Annotated in this window: 18 protein-coding genes; 13 read left to right on the top strand and 5 right to left on the bottom strand. The window is 36.2% G+C overall.

Annotation, left to right across the window (positions count from 1 at the left end):
- Positions 1-28 precede the first annotated feature (28 nt).
- From FLUTA_RS16555 to FLUTA_RS16525, 7 genes are read left to right on the top strand one after another with little or no spacing between them, the layout of a single operon-like run.
- Positions 29-871: a transketolase gene (locus FLUTA_RS16555; protein WP_013688051.1), complete on the top strand. Its 843-nt coding sequence runs from the start codon at positions 29-31 to the stop codon at positions 869-871.
- Positions 871-2,226, top strand: a complete 1,356-nt coding sequence (locus tag FLUTA_RS16550; RefSeq protein WP_013688050.1) for a vWA domain-containing protein — start codon at positions 871-873, stop codon at positions 2,224-2,226. The genes FLUTA_RS16555 and FLUTA_RS16550 overlap by 1 nt, the downstream gene beginning before the upstream one ends.
- Positions 2,227-2,228: 2 nt before the next feature.
- The gene (locus FLUTA_RS16545) at positions 2,229-3,182 is read left to right on the top strand and encodes a transketolase family protein (protein ID WP_013688049.1); all 954 of its coding nucleotides are present in this window, start codon (positions 2,229-2,231) and stop codon (positions 3,180-3,182) included.
- Between the two features lie 4 nt (positions 3,183-3,186).
- On the top strand, positions 3,187-3,750 hold the full coding sequence (locus tag FLUTA_RS16540; protein ID WP_013688048.1) for an RNA polymerase sigma factor: 564 nt from the start codon (positions 3,187-3,189) through the stop codon (positions 3,748-3,750).
- Positions 3,751-3,772: 22 nt separating this feature from the next.
- A complete protein-coding gene (locus tag FLUTA_RS16535; RefSeq protein WP_013688047.1) occupies positions 3,773-4,294 on the top strand; it encodes a hypothetical protein in 522 nt (173 codons plus the stop codon).
- Positions 4,295-4,306: 12 nt separating this feature from the next.
- Positions 4,307-4,783, top strand: coding sequence for a hypothetical protein (locus tag FLUTA_RS16530; protein ID WP_013688046.1), 477 nt, complete (start codon positions 4,307-4,309; stop codon positions 4,781-4,783).
- Positions 4,770-5,960 carry an aspartate aminotransferase family protein gene (locus FLUTA_RS16525; RefSeq protein WP_013688045.1) on the top strand — a complete coding sequence of 397 codons (1,191 nt, stop codon included), beginning with the start codon at positions 4,770-4,772 and terminating at the stop codon, positions 5,958-5,960. The genes FLUTA_RS16530 and FLUTA_RS16525 overlap by 14 nt, the downstream gene beginning before the upstream one ends.
- A gap of 94 nt (positions 5,961-6,054) precedes the next feature.
- Here the strand turns inward: FLUTA_RS16525 and FLUTA_RS16520 are convergent, their stop codons facing one another.
- On the bottom strand, positions 6,055-6,720 hold the full coding sequence (locus FLUTA_RS16520) for a hypothetical protein (protein ID WP_013688044.1): 666 nt from the start codon (positions 6,718-6,720) through the stop codon (positions 6,055-6,057).
- Between the two features lie 64 nt (positions 6,721-6,784).
- A complete protein-coding gene (locus tag FLUTA_RS16515) occupies positions 6,785-7,156 on the bottom strand; it encodes a hypothetical protein (protein WP_013688043.1) in 372 nt (123 codons plus the stop codon).
- 658 nt (positions 7,157-7,814) lie between these two features.
- Between FLUTA_RS16515 and FLUTA_RS20965 the strand changes: the two genes are divergently transcribed.
- The 4 genes from FLUTA_RS20965 to FLUTA_RS16490 all read left to right on the top strand — a co-directional run bounded on the left by FLUTA_RS20965 (position 7,815) and on the right by FLUTA_RS16490 (position 13,027).
- On the top strand, positions 7,815-8,975 hold the full coding sequence (locus FLUTA_RS20965; RefSeq protein ID WP_013688042.1) for a T9SS C-terminal target domain-containing protein: 1,161 nt from the start codon (positions 7,815-7,817) through the stop codon (positions 8,973-8,975).
- Positions 8,976-9,050: 75 nt separating this feature from the next.
- Positions 9,051-11,216 (top strand): FUSC family protein, encoded by a 2,166-nt coding sequence (locus FLUTA_RS16505; RefSeq protein WP_013688041.1) that lies wholly within the window; start codon positions 9,051-9,053, stop codon positions 11,214-11,216.
- A 31-nt stretch (positions 11,217-11,247) separates the two neighbouring features.
- On the top strand, positions 11,248-11,853 hold the full coding sequence (locus FLUTA_RS16500) for a sigma-70 family RNA polymerase sigma factor (protein ID WP_013688040.1): 606 nt from the start codon (positions 11,248-11,250) through the stop codon (positions 11,851-11,853).
- 382 nt (positions 11,854-12,235) lie between these two features.
- Entirely contained in the window at positions 12,236-13,027 is a 792-nt protein-coding gene (locus FLUTA_RS16490) for a T9SS type A sorting domain-containing protein (RefSeq protein WP_013688038.1), read from the top strand.
- 36 nt (positions 13,028-13,063) lie between these two features.
- On the opposite strand, the gene bioA is transcribed toward FLUTA_RS16490, so the two are convergent.
- Genes bioA through pheT form a run of 3 tightly spaced genes read right to left on the bottom strand, consistent with a single transcriptional unit; the run spans position 13,064 to position 17,377 of the window.
- On the bottom strand, positions 13,064-14,350 hold the full coding sequence (gene bioA, locus FLUTA_RS16485; RefSeq protein WP_013688037.1) for an adenosylmethionine--8-amino-7-oxononanoate transaminase: 1,287 nt from the start codon (positions 14,348-14,350) through the stop codon (positions 13,064-13,066).
- Positions 14,329-14,943 carry a dethiobiotin synthase gene (bioD, locus tag FLUTA_RS16480; protein ID WP_013688036.1) on the bottom strand — a complete coding sequence of 205 codons (615 nt, stop codon included), beginning with the start codon at positions 14,941-14,943 and terminating at the stop codon, positions 14,329-14,331. The genes bioA and bioD overlap by 22 nt, the downstream gene beginning before the upstream one ends.
- A gap of 1 nt (position 14,944) precedes the next feature.
- A complete protein-coding gene (gene pheT, locus FLUTA_RS16475; protein ID WP_013688035.1) occupies positions 14,945-17,377 on the bottom strand; it encodes a phenylalanine--tRNA ligase subunit beta in 2,433 nt (810 codons plus the stop codon).
- A 100-nt stretch (positions 17,378-17,477) separates the two neighbouring features.
- On the opposite strand from pheT, the gene FLUTA_RS16470 reads away from it, so the two are divergent.
- Entirely contained in the window at positions 17,478-19,871 is a 2,394-nt protein-coding gene (locus FLUTA_RS16470) for a TonB-dependent receptor (RefSeq protein WP_013688034.1), read from the top strand.
- Positions 19,853-20,809, top strand: a complete 957-nt coding sequence (locus FLUTA_RS16465; protein WP_013688033.1) for a DUF4249 domain-containing protein — start codon at positions 19,853-19,855, stop codon at positions 20,807-20,809. The genes FLUTA_RS16470 and FLUTA_RS16465 overlap by 19 nt, the downstream gene beginning before the upstream one ends.
- Positions 20,810-20,871: the final 62 nt, after the last annotated feature.

The raw sequence follows: 20,871 nt of genomic DNA, 5'->3' as shown, positions 1-20,871 counted from the left end.
AGATTTGCATTGAAAATAGGAAATAACAATGGAAATTCAACAATTACAAGCAATTGCAACACAGGTAAGAAGAGACATCGTTCGTATGGTTTCTGGTGTAAATTCAGGTCATCCTGGAGGTTCGTTAGGTTGTACTGACTTTTTAACAGTGCTTTACTTCGAATTCATGAAACACAATCCAGATCATTTTTCGATGGATGGAAAAGATGAAGATTTGTTTTTCCTTTCAAACGGGCATATTTCACCTGTTTGGTACTCTGTTTTGGCAAGAGCAGGTTATTTTCCAATTGAAGAATTAGGAACTTTCCGTAAATTAAATGCACGGCTTCAAGGCCATCCAAGTGTCGATAAAAAAATCCCTGGTGTTCGAATGGCATCTGGTTCTTTGGGGCAAGGACTTTCAAACGGAATTGGAGCTGCACTAACTAAAAAATTGAATAACGACGATCGTTTAATCTATACGCTTCACGGCGATGGAGAATTACAAGAAGGTCAAATCTGGGAAGCAGCATTATATGCAGCCGCAAATAAAGTAGATAATTTGATTGCAACGGTTGATTACAACGGTCGTCAAATTGATGGTGATGTGGATGATGTACTTTCTTTGGGTGACTTAAAAGGAAAATGGCAAGCTTTTGGTTGGGAGGTTCTGGAAATGGATGGTCACAACTATTCAGATTTGATTGAAACATTGAATAAAGCGAAAAACATGACAGGTAACGGAAAGCCAATTATCATTATTATGAAAACTGAAATGGGTCAAGGAGTTGATTATATGGTAGGTTCTCACAAATGGCATGGTGTTGCTCCAAATGCGGAACAATTGCAACTTGCTTTAGACCAATTAGAAGAAACTTTAGGAGATTATTAATGAAATTTTACGCTGTCATTTGTAGTTTTATTCTCTTGAGCTTTTCAAAGGTTCAAGGACAAGAACTGACGCGTATATTATTCATATTGGATGCTTCTAACTCTATGAATGCAAATTGGGGGGCACAAACAAGAATTGAAGCAGCTAAAGAACTTCTAGTAAAAACTATTGATAGTTTGGATGGTTCTGCAAATTTGCAAATAGCATTGCGGGTTTATGGACACCAATCCCCTATTACAGCAACATACCAAGATTGCAACGACACGAAATTGGAAGTTCCTTTTGGACCAGATAACTTTTTGAAAGTTCGCAACAAAATTCGAACAATTATAGCAAAAGGTACCACTCCAATTGCTCGATCTTTAGAAGCGGCGGCATCCGATTTTCCAGACACAAATGCCCGAAATATCATCATTTTAATTACAGATGGTTTGGAAGCTTGTGACAATGACCCTTGTGTGATTGCAAAAAAACTGCATGATAAAGGAGTAAAAGTGACACCCTTTGTAATTGGACTTGGATTGGACTTAACCTATTTAGATCAGTTTAAATGTATCGGAAGTTATTCGGAGGCAGAAACAAAAGAGGCCTTTAATAATGTATTGAAAACGGTTATCTCAAAAGCACTAATCAATACAACTGCGCAAATCAATTTGAACAATATCAACAAGGTTCCAAATGAAACAGATGTAACAATGTTCTTATACAAAGCTGGGACGCAAGAATTGATGTATACGTTTGTTCATACCTTGAATCGTCAAGGAAATCCAGATACATTAACAATGGATCCGAGTTTTAAATATGACTTGGTGGTGAATACAATTCCGAAAGTGTACAAAAAAAACATCACCCTAGTTAAAAATACTCACAATATTATTCCAGCGGATTGTCCACAAGGATTTATTAAACTGCGATTTACGAATGCAACAAGTCCTTATCAGGTACTGTCAAGGGTTTATCAAAAAACGGATGAAAAAACATTGAACACCCAGTTGGTAGGATCAACGGATAAATACATCGTAGGAAATTACGAAGTCGAACTACTGACACTTCCTCGAATTTATCATTCAGTTCAAATCAAACAAAGTACCACTGAAACAATCGATCTTCCAGCTCCTGGACAATTGAATTACAGTGCAACAAAAATGATAGCTGCTCAGATATTTGTCATTCGAGAGAATGGAAATGCGGAATGGGTTTGCAACTTAGACCAAGTGAATTTGAAAGGCTTGATTTATCTTCAACCAGGAAATTATCGCTTGGTTTTTAGACAAAAGCAAATGAAATCTACTACTTACACTACTGAAAAGAATTTTAAAATACAATCCAATAAAACAACTTCGATTAATTTATAGCAATGAAGCAATTTGAAATTTTAGGAAAAAAGGATACCAGATCTGGTTTTGGTGAAGGTTTATTAGAAATTGGTCGCAAAAATCCAGATGTGGTTGCATTATGCGCTGATTTAACGGGCTCTCTGAAGATGGACGCATTCTTAAAGGAATTTCCTGAACGCTTTTTTCAAGCTGGTATTGCAGAAGCAAATATGATTGGTATGGCTGCAGGTATGACTATTGGTGGAAAAATTCCTTACACGGGAACTTTCGCTAATTTCTCTACTGGCCGTGTTTACGATCAAATTCGCCAATCTGTTGCATACTCTCAGAAAAATGTAAAAATCTGTGCTTCTCATGCAGGATTAACTTTAGGTGAAGATGGCGCAACTCACCAAATATTGGAAGATATTGGAATGATGCGCATGTTGCCAAATATGACAGTGATTGTTCCTGCGGATTTCAATCAAACGAAACAAGCTACAATGGCAATTGCAGATCATTTTGGACCTGTCTACCTGCGTTTTGGAAGACCAGTTGTTCCAATTTTTGTTCAACCAGATGCGAAATTCATCATTGGTAAAGCAGATTTATTGATTGAAGGAACCGATGTAACTATCATTGCTTGTGGGCATTTAGTCTGGAAATCCATTGAAGCAGCACAACAATTAGCAGAACAAGGAATCAGTGCAGAAGTAATAAATATGCACACGATTAAACCTTTGGACGAAAAAGCAATCTTAGACTCAGTTCGTAAAACGAAATGTGTCGTTACTGCAGAAGAACACATGTTGAATGGAGGTTTGGGAGATGCTGTTGCGCAAGTACTTGCACGTCATTTGCCATCTCCTCAAGAATATGTTGGAGTGAATGATACATTTGGAGAATCTGGAACACCAGACGAATTAATGGTAAAATACGGTTTGGATACTCCAAACATTGTTGAAGCAGTAAAAAAAGTGATCAAACGAAAATAAAAATATGAATCAAATTCCCGATGAAAATACAATCATAACTTATTTTCGTCGGGAAGATGATTTAGCCTACAAAGCCTTTACCTGGATTGTCGATATCCACAGTAAACGTCTCTATACTACTATTCGTCGTTGGGTCAATAACCATGAAATCACCAACGATATCCTTCAAGAAGTTTTTATTAAAGTTTGGAATCACAGAACCCAATTTCAAGGAAATAGTGCTTTATTTTCATGGATGTATCGCATTGCTTATAATGAAACAGTGCATTTCCTCAAAAAAGAAAACAAACACAAAAGCTTTGATATTGACGAACCTACCGTTTCCTTTTCACATCAATCGGAACACTATGGGAAAATGAATTCCGAAGAAATTACAAAACTTCTTTTCGAAGCGATCGAAACTTTACCCCAAAAACAACGCCTGGTTTTCGAATACAAATATTTTGAAGATTTGAAATACGAAGAAATTTCCAAACTAACAGGTGGTTCTGTTGGCGGATTGAAAGCCAATTACTTCCATGCTGTTGGAAAAATTGAAGATTTTTTAAAACAGAAATTAAACCATTGAACAAACAAATTGTCTTAGAGTTATGAACCAAGAAAACAAATACATTATTGATGATTTAGAGGTCACTCCTATTCAAATTCCTTCTGACTCGTATTTTGAAGATTTGAAACAGAATATCCTCAACCAAATCGACAATCCTTATTTGGAAAAGAAAAATGAACCACGGATTATCACCATCTATCGTCGCTGGTACGTTTGGGGATCAGCTGCAGCAGTTCTTTTGTTTGCTCTTCTTTTCTCTTGGAATACACCAAACTCTGTAGAACAATCTAATTCAGTAAATTTATCTTCCGTGAGTAACGAGGAAATTTATGAATACTTGGATAAACACATTGAGGACCTCGATTCTGAGGTCATTGTTTCTCACATAGACAATACTTCACTTATAGAAAGTACTGAAAAACGAGAATCGACAAATGATGTCACTCAATTAAATACTTCCCCGAAAAAAACGCTGTTTGAAAGTGTTGACGATGAAGAAATCATGGATTATTTGAAGAATGAATCAACAGAATTGGACGAATATTTACTAATAGAAAGTTAAAAACTAAGAAAAATGATACAGAAATTAATTTGGATCCTTCTTCCACTTGCATTTGCAACAAATGTATTTGGTCAAGACGACAAAGAAAAAGAAGACAAAATCGAAGCATTAAAAGTTGGTTTTATTACCAAAGAATTGAACTTGACAACTTCTGAAGCAGAGAAATTTTGGCCAATTTACAATGAAATGGATGGAAAGATGAAGGAACTTCGTCAAATTTGTCGCAAAATCAATCAAGAACTGAGAGAATCGGAAGATAAGATTTCCAATGACGATGCTCGAAAAAAGCTCAATACACTTTTCGAAAACGATCAGAAAGAATTGGATTTAAAAAAAGAGTACAGCGAGAAATTTATTAAGATTATTGGTGAAAAAAGAAGCTTAAAACTCTTAAGTTTGGAACATGAATTCAGACGTGCTCTTTTAGACCGATTGAAAGATCGAAGAGGAGGAGAACATCCCGATAAAAAATCGCATGGAAAACCGTAAAGAAGACTTTTTAAACCATTTAGGACAAACGAATCCCTTCCCGTATTTAATTGATGTTGAGTCCGCGGAAGGGATTTTTATTTACGACAAATCAGGAAAACGCTACACCGATATGATTTCGGGAGTTGGTGTTACCAATATCGGGAATCGACATCCACAAGTAATCAAACGCATCAAAGAACAATTGAATAAATACTTGCACGTAATGGTTTATGGAGAATTTATTCAGGATTCTTCCTTAGAAATGGCGCGATTGCTCCGAAAGTTTCTTCCTTCGGAATTGAATTGTGTTTATCCTGTAAATTCTGGAACAGAAGCCAATGAAGCAGCTTTAAAGCTAGCAAAGCGTGTTACTGGTCGAACACAACTCATAGCATTTAAGGGTTCTTACCATGGAAATACACACGGATCTCTCAGCGTTTCAGCCAATGAAGTGAAGAAAAATCCCTTTCGGCCGCTTTTGCCAGATGTGGATTTTATTCAATTGAATGTTTTAGAAGATTTAGAGCGAATTACCACTAGAACAGCTGGTGTTATTTTAGAAACTGTACAGGGTGATGCTGGAGTTCGAAAAGCTTCTGACCAATTTTTGAAAGCACTTCGCAAACGGTGCAGCGAAGTTGGAGCAATCTTGATTTTCGATGAAATTCAATGCGGAATGGGAAGAACTGGAAAAATGTTTGCATTTGAGCACAGTGGTGTAATTCCAGATGTTTTGACACTTGGAAAAGCACTTGGAGGTGGATTACCAATTGGAGCATTCATTTCAAAATACGAATATATGAATCAGCTGAGCCACTCTCCTATGTTGGGTCACATTACCACTTTTGGTGGAAATCCAGTGATAAATGCTGCAGCCTGGGGAACCTTGGAAGTCTTCGAATCAGAAATCAACTTTGCCGAAGTAGAAAAATTGGGTTATTTATTAGAATCTTACCTCCAAAAAATTGACGAGATTTTTGAAATTCGCCGTGTAGGAATGATGTTTGCCTGCGACATGGCGAGTGATGAACGTGTAGCAAAAGTCGTAGATAAACTATTGGAATATGGCGTAATTAGCTTTTGGTTCTTATCTCATCCATACAGCTTCCGACTTTCACCTCCATTAAATATCACCGAAGAGCAAATTCACGAAGTGGGAAAATTGATCCAGCAAGCAGTTGCTGAAACAAGATAGTTATCACCACGAGGCACCAAGGATTATTCAATATAATCTTCCTGTGCCTTGTGTACTTCGTGGTCATTCAAAAACAAAACAGCTGAACTATTATTTAATTAAGCTTTGGAAATAATAGATCAATCGTTGTATTATTATTCAGAACACACTCTCTTTTTGCAATTTTATAGATTGAATCCAAATTCATCGTTTTACACAATTCAAAATCAAGTAAATTCATTTTTTGACTTGGCGATATTGTTTGAATAACTCCATAATCATTGCTATTACTAACATACTTTCCCTTTAATTCTTTTGGAACCTCTTTATCAAAACTTACACGAGCTTCCGAATTACCTTTTTTCAAGACCTGCATAAATATCCGGGAACTACTATTTTCGGAGGAATCAACTTGAGCGACTAAATCACAATTAAAGGCAGTCTTATCGTCTAAAAAGTAAATAACATGATTACTGTAATCCAAAAAAACATGCTTCAAAGAGCCGTCATCCGACCCAATCCCTTGACTACTTTTGATGAATTTATTATCAAAATACGCATATTTTCCATTCGAATAGCATTGCATTCTTTCAACAATTACTAAACGTCCATTTGACTGAATTTGATTGGTATCAATAGAAATCCAATCTTCAAATGTGAGTGAATCTTGGGGGTTTATTTTAGCCATCGAAATAGTGGAATAAGTTGCATGATAGGTCACAAACTTGCTACAGCCAAATAAACAAGTGGCAATTAATCCAATGAAACATATTTTAATCATAGTTAAACAAAAAAGTAAAATAGAATTACCAAACTCAAAAGCTTGGTAATTCTTAATAGGTTAATTACATTAATTGTAAATATGCAACAAAATCCTCCAACATATCACGGTCACTTTGGAAAACTCCAATGATTGCCCTAGAGCCAAACATTTCTGAAGTTCCATCATCGTGAACAGCTAATCCAAAAGTAAAAGTCCCTTCTGGACAACCATTTTTTCCTGATGCATAAACATTACCAGTAAAGTTACCTGTCCATGAATTATAATTTCCAACTATATGAAACTTACAACCATTTTTAGATGTCAAAGTAATATCAATATGAATCTTCTTCTTATTATTAATATCATAAGATGAATTAGTACGATTCAAAGCTGTTGTAGCTAACAATGTAGTGCCAGATCCTAAAAGGAAAAGCGATAAAAATGCAATTTTCATTTTGATTAAATTGTTAGATCCCCCAATTTAAAAATCAGCTGGGTTATAGGCTGACTTAGACGTGAATAATGGCCATTTATATGAATAAGTAAAGTAAGAATAAAAAAAAAGTGGAAACATTTCATAGGAATCAATATATAAATTAACTTTTTTTAACAAAAAAAACAATCTATAGTTAGACAAAGCTTTCCTTTTATCTATTGCAACACTCAAGGAATTTACTTCTCAGACAATTCTAGAAAACGAACTATTAAAAATCCCGTTAGTTATTGATTAGCGGGATTTTTTTGTTTCCACCGGCATAAATCTGCGAAGAGGTTAACCACAAAGAGCAAAGAGCACAAGGATTTTTTTTGCATCTATAAGGAACGATCAATCTTTGTGTTCCTTCTTTACCTAAGAAAACTCCATCCAACAATCCATCTATTCTTCGTGCTCCTCGTCTCTACCTCAGGCTATTTCTTCATTGAAGAAGCCTTCGTCTTCAGATATTTCACATCTTCTTGTGGTAAAATATTCAGCGAAGCTGCCAACTCCATACAAACAACCCTTATATTCTTCTTCCTTGTGGTAAAAATCAAAGTGAAGTTCCCAATTATTTTAATCCAGACAAACGATTCCCTTCATTTCTTCGTTAAGCAGAATAAAGAAGTTTATAATGAAGCAAATTGTTTTCCTGTTCCTATTCCTTAGTTCATTCATTCATGCCCAAACTTGGACTTCTGTTACTTCGGTTCCGACAGCTGGTAGAGACGATGGAATTTGTTTTGCACTGAATGGATCTGGATACATTGTTACAGGATATTTGGGCACATTTGCAGAAAGTAATAAACTCTTTCAATACGACGCATCAACCAATTCATGGAATGAAAAATCCGTTTTTCCAGGAATAGCAAGACAATATTCAAGCGTTTTTACACTTAACAATAAAGCATACATCGTTGGTGGATATTCAGAATTTAGTCAAGCATTGAATGATGTTTGGGAATACGATGCTTTTACGAATTCTTGGAGTCAAAAAACTAATTTTCCTGGAATCGCTCGCTGGCATGCAACTGCTACAAGTATTAGAAATACAGCTTATTTAGGAATGGGAACCACTGCAGATTCAACTTTGGCTGATTTTTGGAAATACAATCCAGATTTAGATTCTTGGATTCAATTGAGTAATTATCCTGGAGGACCAAATCGAAGTGTTTTAGGTTTTTCATTATTCAACGAAGGAATTTTTGGTGAAGGGTTTGACATCAATCCAATTACCTACTCCAATTCGTGGTATTCATTTAATCCCAGTACAGAAACGTGGACTTCCTTCCCCCCTCTTCCAGCTGGATTAAGATCTTACGGAACTGCTATTAGCAATGAAATGAGCGCAATCGTTTGTGGCGGAATGGATGAAAATAGTATTTTTAAAAATGATTGTTTTTACTTAGATCACACCAAAACATGGAGAGCGATACCTGCTCTTCCAGTAACTGGTTTGAAAGGAGCAAAAGGTTTTGCATTGAATGGACGATTTTATTTAGGAACTGGATTAAATGACAATCTAACACGCATTTCAGATTTCTTTCAATATACTCCAGAAATGAAATCACCTAAAGAATCACTTCTATTTCCGAACCCTAGTAAAGATTATTTTAACTTAATTACAGAAGCAAATGCCAAAGTTTCGCTTTTATCCATTGGTGGACAACTCATTAAACAATTCAAAACCAACGATTCTGGTTTCTTAGAAATCACCAATCTTCCAATCGGTTTGTACCTACTACTGATTGAAGGAAAAAAGAGCTCCGAGATAAAAAAAATCGCGAAAGTATAAGATTTTATAAAATCAATTAAGTGATTAGTTCTTTCAAAAGCTTGTAGCTATCTTTGTTAAGAAATTCACTTCAATATGCGGTTTCAACCGATTAAACAATTCAATACGATTCTTCAACAAGAATACCTAGAACCCACAATTAGTTGGTCTATTCGGGTAGTTTTAGCGTTGAATGTTCCATTGATTGTTTTTCCGCTTTTCTTTGGATTTTCTTACCACATTATCTGGGCGGCTTTCGGAGCTTACATGCTTACACTAATTGATTACCGCGGTTCTCACTACCGCAAAATGTTGATTCAACTGGTTGAAGCAATCCTCATATTAATTGCAGCAATTATCGGAATGAACATTGGTAATTCCATGATTCTTTCAGTTATCGGAATGCTTGTCATTGGCATATTTGCCGCATTGATTCGAAATTGGAGTGATTATGGCTCCACAATTGGAGTTGGTGTAGGATTTTTCTACCTTTTTGGCATTTCGAATCCAACCAATTTTGGAGAATCGTTGGTTTACGGATCGTATATCATTGCTGGTTCAATTTGGGCAATTGCCATTATTTTCATCTCATTTCCTTTTTCAGCATCCAATCCATTAAGGCGTTCATTGGCAACGATTTGGAAGAAAAATACCGAATATTTAGATGCTCTATTGGAAAGCTTTCTCGATTTAGAAATCGACAATCAAGATATTCGAACCATTACTGCCAAGGAAATTGAGATTCGAGCAGCTATCGACAAATCCATCGAATTGTTTAATCGGAGAAAGGAAAACTCGCGTTTAAAAGCAGATCATTACGATCAAATGATGGAGGTTCGCAAATCTGCTGCTTATTTTGGAGCGAGTGTTCGCGTAATCCACGAAGAATTGGAATCACTCCGAGGAAATGCCTTGCTCCAAACCAATCAATCCATTCTTTACAAAACAATTTCTTCACTTTCTCAGGCCTCTGCTCGACTTTCCATCGTTATTTTCACCTTCAGAGGAGAAGATTTAACCATGGCTAAAATTCGAATCAAACGCTTCGAAATTGCTGTTGGAATCCTAAAAGAAACACTTAAAAATCAAGAATTTGATTTGGACCAACGTATTATTCTGAAACAATTGATTGTCAATTTGGAACAATGCCATGAATTAATGCAAAACACCATTGATTTAGTGACTCAAAAACTCGATTTTAAACGCAGTAACTATTTTGAAAATTACAAACTCTCTTTCAACCATTTCATTGCTGGTTTACAACCACGTGTCATGGTTCAGATTGTGAGAGAAGTTTTCAATATTGATTCACAGCAGTTTAAATACTCCTTACGAGTTGGTTTAGGGCTTGCTCTATCTGTTTTTATTTTTAAATTTTTTAAAATCGATCACGGCCATTGGATTGCACTGACGTTACTCATTGTGATTCAACCCTATTACGGAGCTACCCGTAAAAAAGGAATTGAACGAATTATTGGAACTGTTGCTGGAATTCTAGTTGGTGGTGCAATTATGTTACTTCCCATCAAGCACGAAGCATTCGTTGTAATCTTAATCTTCATTTCTTTCTTGGTTGCATATTACTTGCGAAACAACTACAAAGTGGGAGTTTTCTTCGTCACAATCATGATGGTTGTTATGATGCAGCTTTCCAAACAAGGTTCTTGGGATTTAATTTGGTGGCGAGTTCTTTCCACACTAATCGGATCTATCCTTGCCATCATCATTAGTTTTACTTTTTGGCCGATTTGGGAAAAACAACGCTTCCCTTCCTTGCTCAATAAATCATTGAACATGAATTTGTACTTCTTGAATCAGGCAGTTTTAAATTATCAAAAGAAACTTCCACCAGGAATAACTTGGCATCGAAGTAGGCGCTTATCCGAAGCGGCAAACAATAATCTTTTTGCCTGTGTGCAGCGCATGTATGAAGAACCTCAATCACAACAGCGAGATTTAAATGTGAATTTTGCGAAAGTTGGTTCAAATATCCGCATCTCACGCGAAGTAACCAGCTTGTCATTTAGTTTGGAAAAAATTCCCTATTCGGAAGAACTTTCCAATTTATTGAATAGCTACATGGCTGAAGTAGAAACTATCTTTTACAAGAACATGCGTCGAGAAGATGATATTAATCTCAATCCTGTGAAGCAAATTATTCAAAATCCATTTTTCACTACAAAACAAGAATATCAATTCATTCAAGTTGATTTGGAAAAAATCGTCTTCGAGTTGGAGGCATTGAAAGCGTTTAGAGCATAATTCATGTCCTTTATTACTAAATTAGCCGTTGATGAGTTCCTACAACAACAGAAATACAGAACCTGCATTATGGGTAGAGCGCTTTGCCGATTATCTCTATTCAATAGCATGTATTCAAGTGAATGATAAAGAACAAGCCAAGGATTTAGTCAGTGACACTTTTTTATCAGCACTTCAAAATCTAGACAATTTTAGAGGAGAAAGTTCTGAAAAAACGTGGCTAACGCGTATTTTAAATAATAAAATAATTGATCATTACCGAAAATCCAGCACTGGTTCTAAAAACCTGAAACATTACTTGGAATCATCAGACGAACAATTCTACCAAACATTTTTTGAACCGTCATACCTTTCAGAATACCATTGGAAAGGAAATAATTCACCTAGTAAAAACGAGCAATTCACAGATTATCTCATTACCAACAGTGAATTTCAATTGGCATTGGAACATTGTTTGAACCAATTATCCCCAAAACTAAAGCCCATTTTTGTTGCAAAGTTTATTCATGAAGCCGATTCGGAAACTATTTGTAAGGAATTTGAGATTAGTTCGTCTAATTATTGGATTATTATTCATCGAGCCAAATTACTTATGCGTACTTGTCTCGAACATAAATGGTTAAATGGAAAGGCATAGAATTACAACAAAGTCACATTGGAACCTCAACTGTAAAGAGGCTACTTTTCTAACCGAATTAAGTAAGGAAGGCAAACTTTCTATGTCCTTACGAATTCGTTTGTGGTATCACCTAAGGATTTGCCCACCTTGTAAACGATTCAAAAAACAAACTCTTCTTTTGGCGAAAAAACTAAAAGACCTTGGAACCATTTCAAATTATTCTTTGGGAAATTCAGAAAAAAAGCAGCTTCAAGAGCAAATTGAACAAATTTTAGCCAATAAAAATAAATAAGCCATTCAAAATCAATTAATTATATATTTTTTTTTATAAAAAAATCAATTCTTCTTGTAAGGAATAAGAAACATTCCCGTCTGTTATTTGAGACTAAATAATATGGATATGAAAACAAAAATCAACTATTTGATCCTTTCAATTGGATTAATGTTCGCTCCTTCAAGTTTTGGACAGCTTCAAACAGGAAGCATTGCACCGAATTTCACACTCACTGATATAAACGGTTCAACTCATACACTCTACGATTACCTCGATGCAGGAAAAACAGTCTATCTTGACTTTTTTGCATGTCACTGCCCGTATTGCTGGAATTACCACAATTCTCATGCTCTATCAAACTTGTATGATCAATATGGCCCAAATACTGCTTCCAACGATGTCTTTGTCTTTGCAATTGAATTCGATCCAAACAACGGAAACAATGAATTTTACGGAATTAGTGGAAATACTCAGGGTAATTGGGTAGCGGGAACCAATTATCCACAAATAAACCCAGAAGGAGGTGAAAGAGATGCAATTATTTCAGATTATGAAGTCAATTTATATCCCTTAATTTATGCCATCTGTCCTGATCGAACTATCACTGTAATCGGAACAAAAAACACCTCTCAATTGTATGCTCACGCGGCAACATGTGCTCCTTTAGGACTTCAAAATCTCGAAGAAACCTTTTCTGTAAGCCAACATGAAGCAACTATTACCATTCAATCTTCAATGAATTTTGATGCGAATCAAACAACAATCATTCTGACAGATATTCAGGGAAAACAATTATTGAGAAAATCTTTTTCAGGGAATATAGAAACTCTTGATTTGAAAGATATCAATCATGGCATCTATTTTATTCAAATTGTTGGAGAAAGACAAATTGTTTTTTCTAAAAAAATTCAATTCTAATTCAAACGAAAATATTAAAAAACGTACTCAGTGGGTTTAAAGGGAAATATCATCCAAAAAATCTAACAATACTACGTGCAATTTATCCAATTCTTCTTCTGAAATACAATAAGGAGGATTCAAATACAAGACATTTCCCAAAGGGCGAATCAAACACCCTCTTTCGAGAAAATAATTGTATGCCTGATCTCTAATCGTTGAATAATAGTTATTCCCTTCGCCTGTTTCTATTTCGAAGCGCAAGATAGTACCACACAAACCAATGTCTTTTACCTTGGAATGGGCTTTCAAAGCTTCGATAAAATAACGGTGACGTTCTTCTATCCATTCAATCGAATCCCAAGTTTCTGGTTGTTCAAATAAATCTAAACTTGCATTTGCGACCGCACAAGCCATTGCGCTTCCAGTAAAGGAATGACCATGAAGCAAGGCTTTTGACGTTTCTGGATGTAAAAACGCGTCGTAAATTTCGTTCGTTGCAACTGTTAATCCCAAAGGAAGAACTCCTCCAGTTAATCCTTTCGACAAACAAATCAAATCAGGTTCTTCGGCGCAAAAGTTATGAGCAAACAACTTTCCAGTTCTTCCCCAAGCAGTCATTACTTCATCAAAAATAACCAATGCCTTGTATTTACGAGCTAAAGAAACAAAAGCATCCAACCAAACAGCATCATACATACGCATTCCAGCAGAACCTTGAACCAAAGGCTCTACAATCACTGCAGCAACTTCTCCAGTTTGTAAAATTTGTTCCGCTTGAATCAAGGAATGACTTCGTGCTTCGTCTTTCGGGAAATCAATGAAATCTACATCAAAAAACAAATGCTCAAAAGGTTTATTGAAAGCCCCTCTTTGTCCAATAGACATCGCACCAAACGTATCTCCGTGATAAGCTCCATCCAACGCAATGATGCGTTTTTTTGGTTCGTTTTTATTGTGCCAATATTGAAAAGCCATTTTCAAAGCCACTTCAACTGCCGTTGATCCATCGTCTGAAAAAAAGACCTTTTCTAGTTTTTCGGGTAGAAGCGAAGTAATTCGATCAGCCAATTTAATAGCTTGCGGATGAGTTGCCCCAGCAAAAATAACATGATCTAATTGAGCAAACTGTTCCTGTAAAGCTTCACCCAAATAAGGATGTCCGTGTCCATGAACATTTACCCACCAAGATGAATTTGCATCAATGTATTCTTTACCATTTGCATCTGTCAGCGTTGTTGCTTCTGCTTTAACAATACACAAAGGTTCGCCAGCAGTTTGCATTTGTGTAAAAGGATGCCAAACGTGTTTTTTATCTTTTTCTAAGCTAGTTGCTCTATCCATAATTTGGCTGCTTGTTGTATGCTTTCTTTCGAAAATTCGTTCAATTCAGGAATGGTTGTAATGGCAAGATCTGGAAAGTGTGAATAATAAATGCGTTCTGAAGCTTCGTTTCGTTCTCCGTTAACAATTAATCCCGCTATTTCAATTTCACGAGACAGCAATGCATTCAAGGTCAATAAAGTGTGATTAATACTTCCCAAATAATGTTTTGTTACTACGTAAACAGGAAGTTCCCACAATTGAAACAAATCTATGTAACACAAGCCCTCATCATTTAATGGAACCATTACTCCTCCCGCTCCTTCAATGATTGTTTGCTTTGAAAAACGAGGCAAATCAAAATCGTCTTCTGTCAATTCAATTTCATCCAAACGCGCGGCTTCATGCGGCGACATGGCGTAGTTCAACAATACATTTGAGGGAATAATTTCCGTTTCAGAAGTAAATGAACGCACAAAATCACTATCCAAAGTATGTAAATCTCCTGCTTGAACTGGTTTCCAATAATTGGCTTTCAAAGCTTCACACAAAACAGCACTAACTACAGTTTTTCCGACTTCTGTTCCGATTCCAGTAACTACAAAATGTTGCATCTTATCTCAATTCCGCACCCAATTGTTTTTCCAATTCGGTTCTTATTGTATTCATCACTCCATCTACTTGAGAATCTTTCAACGTTTGCTCAGCATCTTGGAATGTGAATGAAACTGCATATGATTTTTTACCTTCTGGTAAATTTTTCCCTTCGTAAACATCAAATAAACCTACTTTTTGAAGAATCTTCTTATCCGCTTTTTTTGCAATTTGTTCGATTTGAGAAAACCGTACTTTCGAATCAAGCAACAAGGAGAAATCGCGACGAACCTCAAATGTTTTCGGCAATTCTTTGTATTGTACTTTGACTAATTTCAATGAATCTAAAATAGCATCCCAATCCAAGTCTGCCACAAAAACGTCTTGTTTCACTCCAAAATGCTTTTTCACTTTTTGATTTGCCCAGCCAACTGTTCCAACTACATTTTTGAGAATGCGAAGTTGATATCCATCTGCTAAAACTTCTTGCTCTGAAAGTGATTCTTCTTGCAATAATGAGTGTAATCCAAGTCTTTCAAACAAATTCCCTACAATTCCTTTCAAAGTAAACAAGGTCGTTTTTTCTTGTTTTTGAGACCACGATTCTTCTTGCTTATTTCCGGTAATTAAAAGCAATAAGCGCTTGTTCTCCCCATAAATATCGTTTTCAAAACTATAAGTCTTGCCAAACTCAAACAAACGCAAATCTGGGTTTTGACGATTTTGATTGTGAGCAACCGTTTCCATTGCTTGGAACAATAAACTTTGGCGCATCACTGCTAAATCTTGACTCAATGGATTCAACATGCTTACTGCTTTTGAAACAGGGAATTGATTTCCTCCCAATTTCTCAGCGTACTGTGGACTTGTCAATGAATTATTCATCATTTCGTTGAAACCCATTCCAGCTAAAACTTCTGCGAAATTGGAACCTAACCGCTCTAAATCAGGTTTTGAAGTAACAACCAATGAAGTATTCAATTTTTCTGGTAGTGGAATCAAATTGAAGCCATAAATACGTAAAATTTCTTCTATCACATCTATTTCACGATCTACATCTATTCGATAATTTGGAACCAATAAATCCAATCCTTCTGAAGAAGATTTTACCACTTCAAAATCCAGAAATTCTAAAATAGTTGCGATAATTTTTGGTTCAATCTCATGTCCTAAAAGCTGTTTACAACGTTCATAACGCAAAGTAACTGACCTTTTTTGAATGGGATTTGGATAAGCATCTACGACTTCCATTCCAACTTTACCTCCAGCAACTTCTTGGATTAACTGAACGGCTCTTTCCAAAGCATACGGAACTAAATCTACATCTACTCCACGTTCAAATCGGAAACTTGCATCTGTAGACAAACCGTGTCTTTTAGCCGTTTTACGTACCGAAACAGGCTGAAAATAGGCAGCTTCCAAAAACACATCCGTCGTAGAATCTGAAATTCCAGAGTGATTTCCTCCAAAAACACCCGCAATACACATGGCTTCTGAACCATTTGCAATCACTAAGTCTTCTTCGTGCAATTCACGTACAACACCATCCAATGTAGTGATTTTTTCTCCTGATTTTGCTGTACGAACAATCACTTTTCCTGCCACCACTTTTGCATCAAAAGCATGCAATGGAGTTCCCAATTCACGCATGACGTAATTTGTTACGTCTACAACATTGTTGATCGGTGAAAGTCCAACTGCTCTTAATTTATTTTGTAACCAAGCTGGAGAAGGCTTTACCTCCACATCTCTTAGCGTAATTCCCAAATATCTGGGACAACGTTCTGTATTTTCAACCGAAACAGAAACAACCAAATCAGCTTCTTTAACGGGTTTCTTTGTTTCTTTTAATTGTAATTTTGCGTTACTTCCTTCGTGACAAGCCAAGTAAGCCAACACATCTCGAGCCACACCAACATGTCCCATTGCATCTGCTCTGTTTGGAGTCAACCCAATCTCTATTTGAACATCACTTTCCAATTCCAAATACTCAGCCGCTGGCATCCCTACTTTTGCAGCAGGATCAAGTACTAAAATACCATCGTGACTTGTTCCTAACCCCAATTCATCTTCTGCGCAAAGCATTCCGTGAGATTCTACATCGCGAATTTTCGACACCTTCATTTTCAAAGGCTCATCTGGTTTCGGATATAAAGTAGCACCCACTTGTGCTAAAATCACTTTCTGTCCAACCGCTACATTTGGCGCACCACAAACAACTTGAAGAATTTCAGTACCATTATTTACTTTGGTTACTTTCAAACGATCAGCATTCGGATGTTGCTCGCATTCAATCACTTCAGCAACAACAACACCTTGCAAGCCGCCTTTCACGCTTTCAATCGTTTCAAAACCTTCCACTTCCAAACCAGTATCAGTTAGTAATTGATCTAATTCTTCAGGAGATTTTTGAAGGGGTAAAAACTCATGTAACCAAGCAGATGAAATTTTCATTATTGTGTATTTTTTTGGAAGTTCAAATTTAACAAAAAGGCAAAGAATACACCGCATAAATTAAAGGAAAAGCGTTAAATTCGTTGACACTAAAATTGGAATGAAGCATCTCTACTTACAAATTCTCTTTTTGTTTCTTATTTCACCTGTTTTTTGTCAGGAAAATGCTACAATTAGTGGTTATTTAACCGAAGAAAGTTCTGGAGAACCAATTATTGGTGGCCAAGTCTTTGCACCAACTATTCAAAAGGGTGCAATTACTAATGAGTACGGCTTTTATTCTTTAACACTTCCCAAAGGAACATATCAACTCATTTATCGGGGAGGAGGATTACCAAATGACACTATTTCAGTGGACTTAACTAACAATATTGTCAAAAACATAGAACTTGGAAAATCCGTTGAAATTGATGAAGTAGAAATCAATGCCAAAAAAGGAGACAATGTGAACTCTACCAAAATTGGACAAATTGAATTAGACATTAATCTCATCAAGAAGCTTCCAGCCTTTTTAGGTGAAGTCGATGTGTTAAAAACCATTCAATTACTTCCTGGTGTTTCATCCGTTAGCGAAGGTGGACAAGGTTTTTATGTTCGTGGCGGAGGACCAGATCAAAACTTGGTATTGCTAGATAATGCTCAGGTTTACAATGCCTCTCACTTATTTGGATTCTTTTCTGTTTTCAATTCAGATGCCATTAAAAGTGTAAATTTGATAAAAGGAAGTATGCCAGCAAGTTATGGAGGCAGACTTTCATCTGTGCTTGAGGTAAACATGAATGAAGGGAATAACAAGAAATTCAAAGTCACTGGTGGTCTAGGACTTATATCTTCGCGATTAACTTTGGAAGGTCCAATTGTGAAGAATAAAGGTTCATTCATTGTTTCTGCTCGAAGAACCTACATCGATGTTTTCATGAAAGCATTTATCAAAAAATCGAGCGCCTTTTATGGATCTAGTTATTTTTTCTACGATTTAAACGCCAAATTGAATTACAGACTAGGTCCAAAAGACAAAATTTATTTGAGCGGGTATTACGGGAAAGATTTATTCAATTTCGGGAATAAAAATGCCAATTTCAATGTTCGCATGCCTTGGGGAAATGGAATTGGAGCATTTAGATGGAACCATCAATTTAGCAGTAAGTTATTCATGAATACGACTGCAACTTTAACCGATTATTTATTCAGTTTTGGATCCGAACAAGATCAATTTAAGTTTGAATTAAAATCAGGAATCAGAGATTTGGGAGGAAAAGTAGAATTATCGTATTTTCCAAACAATCGTCATTCCATCAAAATGGGAGCAGATTACATCTATCATACATTTACACCAACAAGTGTTTCTGCTTCACAAGAAGATGTGGTATTTGATACTGGATTGGCTCAAAAATTATTCAGTCACGAATCTGGAATTTATGCGCAAGATGAAGTGGATATTACTTCTTGGCTTCGAATCAATGCTGGAATTAGAGTCAGCATGTACCAATTTACAGGACCATTTACACGCTACTATAAAAGTCCAACAGGACAAATAGATTCCACAAAAAATTACCGAAAAGGAGAAATAATCAAGTCTTTCTTCGGATTTGAACCACGCATTTCAGCTCGCTTCTTATTAAAAGACAACAGTTCTATCAAAGCCGGATTTACTTACAACAATCAATACGTTCACTTAGCAAGTTTGAGCGCTGTTTCACTTCCAACTGATATTTGGTATCCAAGCACCGATAAATCGCACCCACAAAAAGGTTGGCAAGCAAGCTTGGGTTATTTTAGAAACTTTAGCAACAATAAATGGGAAACTTCTGTGGAAGTGTATTACAAGAAAATGGAAAACGTGATTGAGTTCAAACAAGGTGCTTTACCAACAGACAATGTGAATGACAACACCGATAATTTATTGGTTTATGGAACTGGCTGGAGTTATGGTGCTGAATTCTTTATCAAAAGAACATTTGGAAAATTAACTGGTTGGATTGGTTACACTCTTGCAAAAACAGATCGTCTCTTCCCTGATTTACAAGCTGAGAAATATCCAGCAAAATACGACCGAAGACATGACTTAACGCTTGTTGGAACTTACGAATTGAATAAGCATTGGACATTTGGTCTATCCTTCATTTATGCATCTGGAAACACATTAACCCTTCCAAATAGCTGGTATTTCAACAATCAAGATTTATTGTTCAATTACGGCCCTCGTAATTCCACACGGATGGCTCCATATCACCGATTAGATATTTCTGCAACGTGGTATGATAAACCAACAAAAACACGAATCGATAAGAAAACAGGAGAAAAGATGGAAGTTGTGAAGAAATTTAGACAAAACGTTGCGTTCTCTGTTTACAATGTTTACAACCGAGCGAATCCTTATTTTTTGTATATTGATAACAGCGGAAGTGTAACTTCTAACGATTTTAAAATTTCTGTGAAGCAAGTTTCCTTGTTTCCAATATTACCAAGTATCACATGGAATTTCGAGTTTTAATAGTGCTTTTCTCTTTTTCCGCCATTCTTTCCTCTTGTACGAAAGAAGTAAACATTGATATTCCAGGATACGAAGAAAAAGTAGTCATTGATGGAAGAATAGAAACTGGAATGCCGCCAATTGTTTTGATTTCAAAAACACAAGACATCTACTCTCCAACAACTCTAGATGCATTTTTGAATAGCTTTCAATCGGGAGCAATTGTTACCGTTTCTGATGGAACCACAACAGTTGTATTAGATGAAATTTGTTCAGATAATTTACCTCCTGGAACTGAAGCCATGGCAGCTGCTTTATTTGGAATTTCGGAAGCAGAATTGGCAAACTATCATATCTGTGCATACTCCTCCTTCAATCCCGCTATTTTTGGTCAAGTTGGTAAAACCTATTCCTTAAAGGTCGAATTGAATGGCGAAACATTTACTTCCTCTACTCAAATCGTAAATCCAAGACCGCTAAATACCGTTTATTGGGAACAAGATCCAGGTGGAAACCCAGGATACGGCTATTCTTGGGCAAACTTATCTGACCCAGCAGGAGAATACAATGCTTATCTATGGGAAGTCAAACGTATTAACATGGTAGATGGCGCCACGAAAGACCCAAACTTTAAAACAACTTTCAGTCCCGTAATTAATGATGAGTTTTTCAATGGTCAGACCTTTAATTTTTTCTACGAAAACCCTTTTACTTGGGATGATAACACAGTAGCAAGCTCTGATAAAGGTTATTACAAGCAAGGCGATTCTGTGGCGATTAAATTTTCCACAATGGATGCAAACGTTTACGAGTTTTTAGAAAAGAAATACATGCAACTTCAAACAGCAGGAAATCCATTTGCAGCTCCAACATCAATACCTACAAACATTCAAGGAGGTGCGCTTGGATTATGGGCAGGATATTCTCCATCGTTTGATACACTTTATTGTATCCCCTAAAAAATTCAAAGGTGTTTAATGAAATCTATTTTGAACATTTGAACATTTGAACATTTGAACAT

It is taken from the genome of Fluviicola taffensis DSM 16823, from assembly GCF_000194605.1.
In the GTDB taxonomy this organism is placed as follows: domain Bacteria; phylum Bacteroidota; class Bacteroidia; order Flavobacteriales_D; family Crocinitomicaceae; genus Fluviicola; species Fluviicola taffensis.
This window is presented reverse-complemented; position numbering and strand designations above follow the sequence as displayed.

Bases quoted from the DNA above. Each gene is read 5' to 3' on its own strand.
- FLUTA_RS16555 (WP_013688051.1), top strand. From the start codon at position 29: ATGGAAATTCAACAATTACAAGCAATTGCAACACAGGTAAGAAGAGAC.
- FLUTA_RS16550 (WP_013688050.1), top strand. From the start codon at position 871: ATGAAATTTTACGCTGTCATTTGTAGTTTTATTCTCTTGAGCTTTTCA.
- FLUTA_RS16545 (WP_013688049.1), top strand. From the start codon at position 2,229: ATGAAGCAATTTGAAATTTTAGGAAAAAAGGATACCAGATCTGGTTTT.
- FLUTA_RS16540 (WP_013688048.1), top strand. From the start codon at position 3,187: ATGAATCAAATTCCCGATGAAAATACAATCATAACTTATTTTCGTCGG.
- FLUTA_RS16535 (WP_013688047.1), top strand. From the start codon at position 3,773: ATGAACCAAGAAAACAAATACATTATTGATGATTTAGAGGTCACTCCT.
- FLUTA_RS16530 (WP_013688046.1), top strand. From the start codon at position 4,307: ATGATACAGAAATTAATTTGGATCCTTCTTCCACTTGCATTTGCAACA.
- FLUTA_RS16525 (WP_013688045.1), top strand. From the start codon at position 4,770: ATGGAAAACCGTAAAGAAGACTTTTTAAACCATTTAGGACAAACGAAT.
- FLUTA_RS16520 (WP_013688044.1), bottom strand. From the start codon at position 6,720: ATGATTAAAATATGTTTCATTGGATTAATTGCCACTTGTTTATTTGGC.
- FLUTA_RS16515 (WP_013688043.1), bottom strand. From the start codon at position 7,156: ATGAAAATTGCATTTTTATCGCTTTTCCTTTTAGGATCTGGCACTACA.
- FLUTA_RS20965 (WP_013688042.1), top strand. From the start codon at position 7,815: ATGAAGCAAATTGTTTTCCTGTTCCTATTCCTTAGTTCATTCATTCAT.
- FLUTA_RS16505 (WP_013688041.1), top strand. From the start codon at position 9,051: ATGCGGTTTCAACCGATTAAACAATTCAATACGATTCTTCAACAAGAA.
- FLUTA_RS16500 (WP_013688040.1), top strand. From the start codon at position 11,248: ATGAGTTCCTACAACAACAGAAATACAGAACCTGCATTATGGGTAGAG.
- FLUTA_RS16490 (WP_013688038.1), top strand. From the start codon at position 12,236: ATGAAAACAAAAATCAACTATTTGATCCTTTCAATTGGATTAATGTTC.
- bioA (WP_013688037.1), bottom strand. From the start codon at position 14,350: ATGGATAGAGCAACTAGCTTAGAAAAAGATAAAAAACACGTTTGGCAT.
- bioD (WP_013688036.1), bottom strand. From the start codon at position 14,943: ATGCAACATTTTGTAGTTACTGGAATCGGAACAGAAGTCGGAAAAACT.
- pheT (WP_013688035.1), bottom strand. From the start codon at position 17,377: ATGAAAATTTCATCTGCTTGGTTACATGAGTTTTTACCCCTTCAAAAA.
- FLUTA_RS16470 (WP_013688034.1), top strand. From the start codon at position 17,478: ATGAAGCATCTCTACTTACAAATTCTCTTTTTGTTTCTTATTTCACCT.
- FLUTA_RS16465 (WP_013688033.1), top strand. From the start codon at position 19,853: ATGGAATTTCGAGTTTTAATAGTGCTTTTCTCTTTTTCCGCCATTCTT.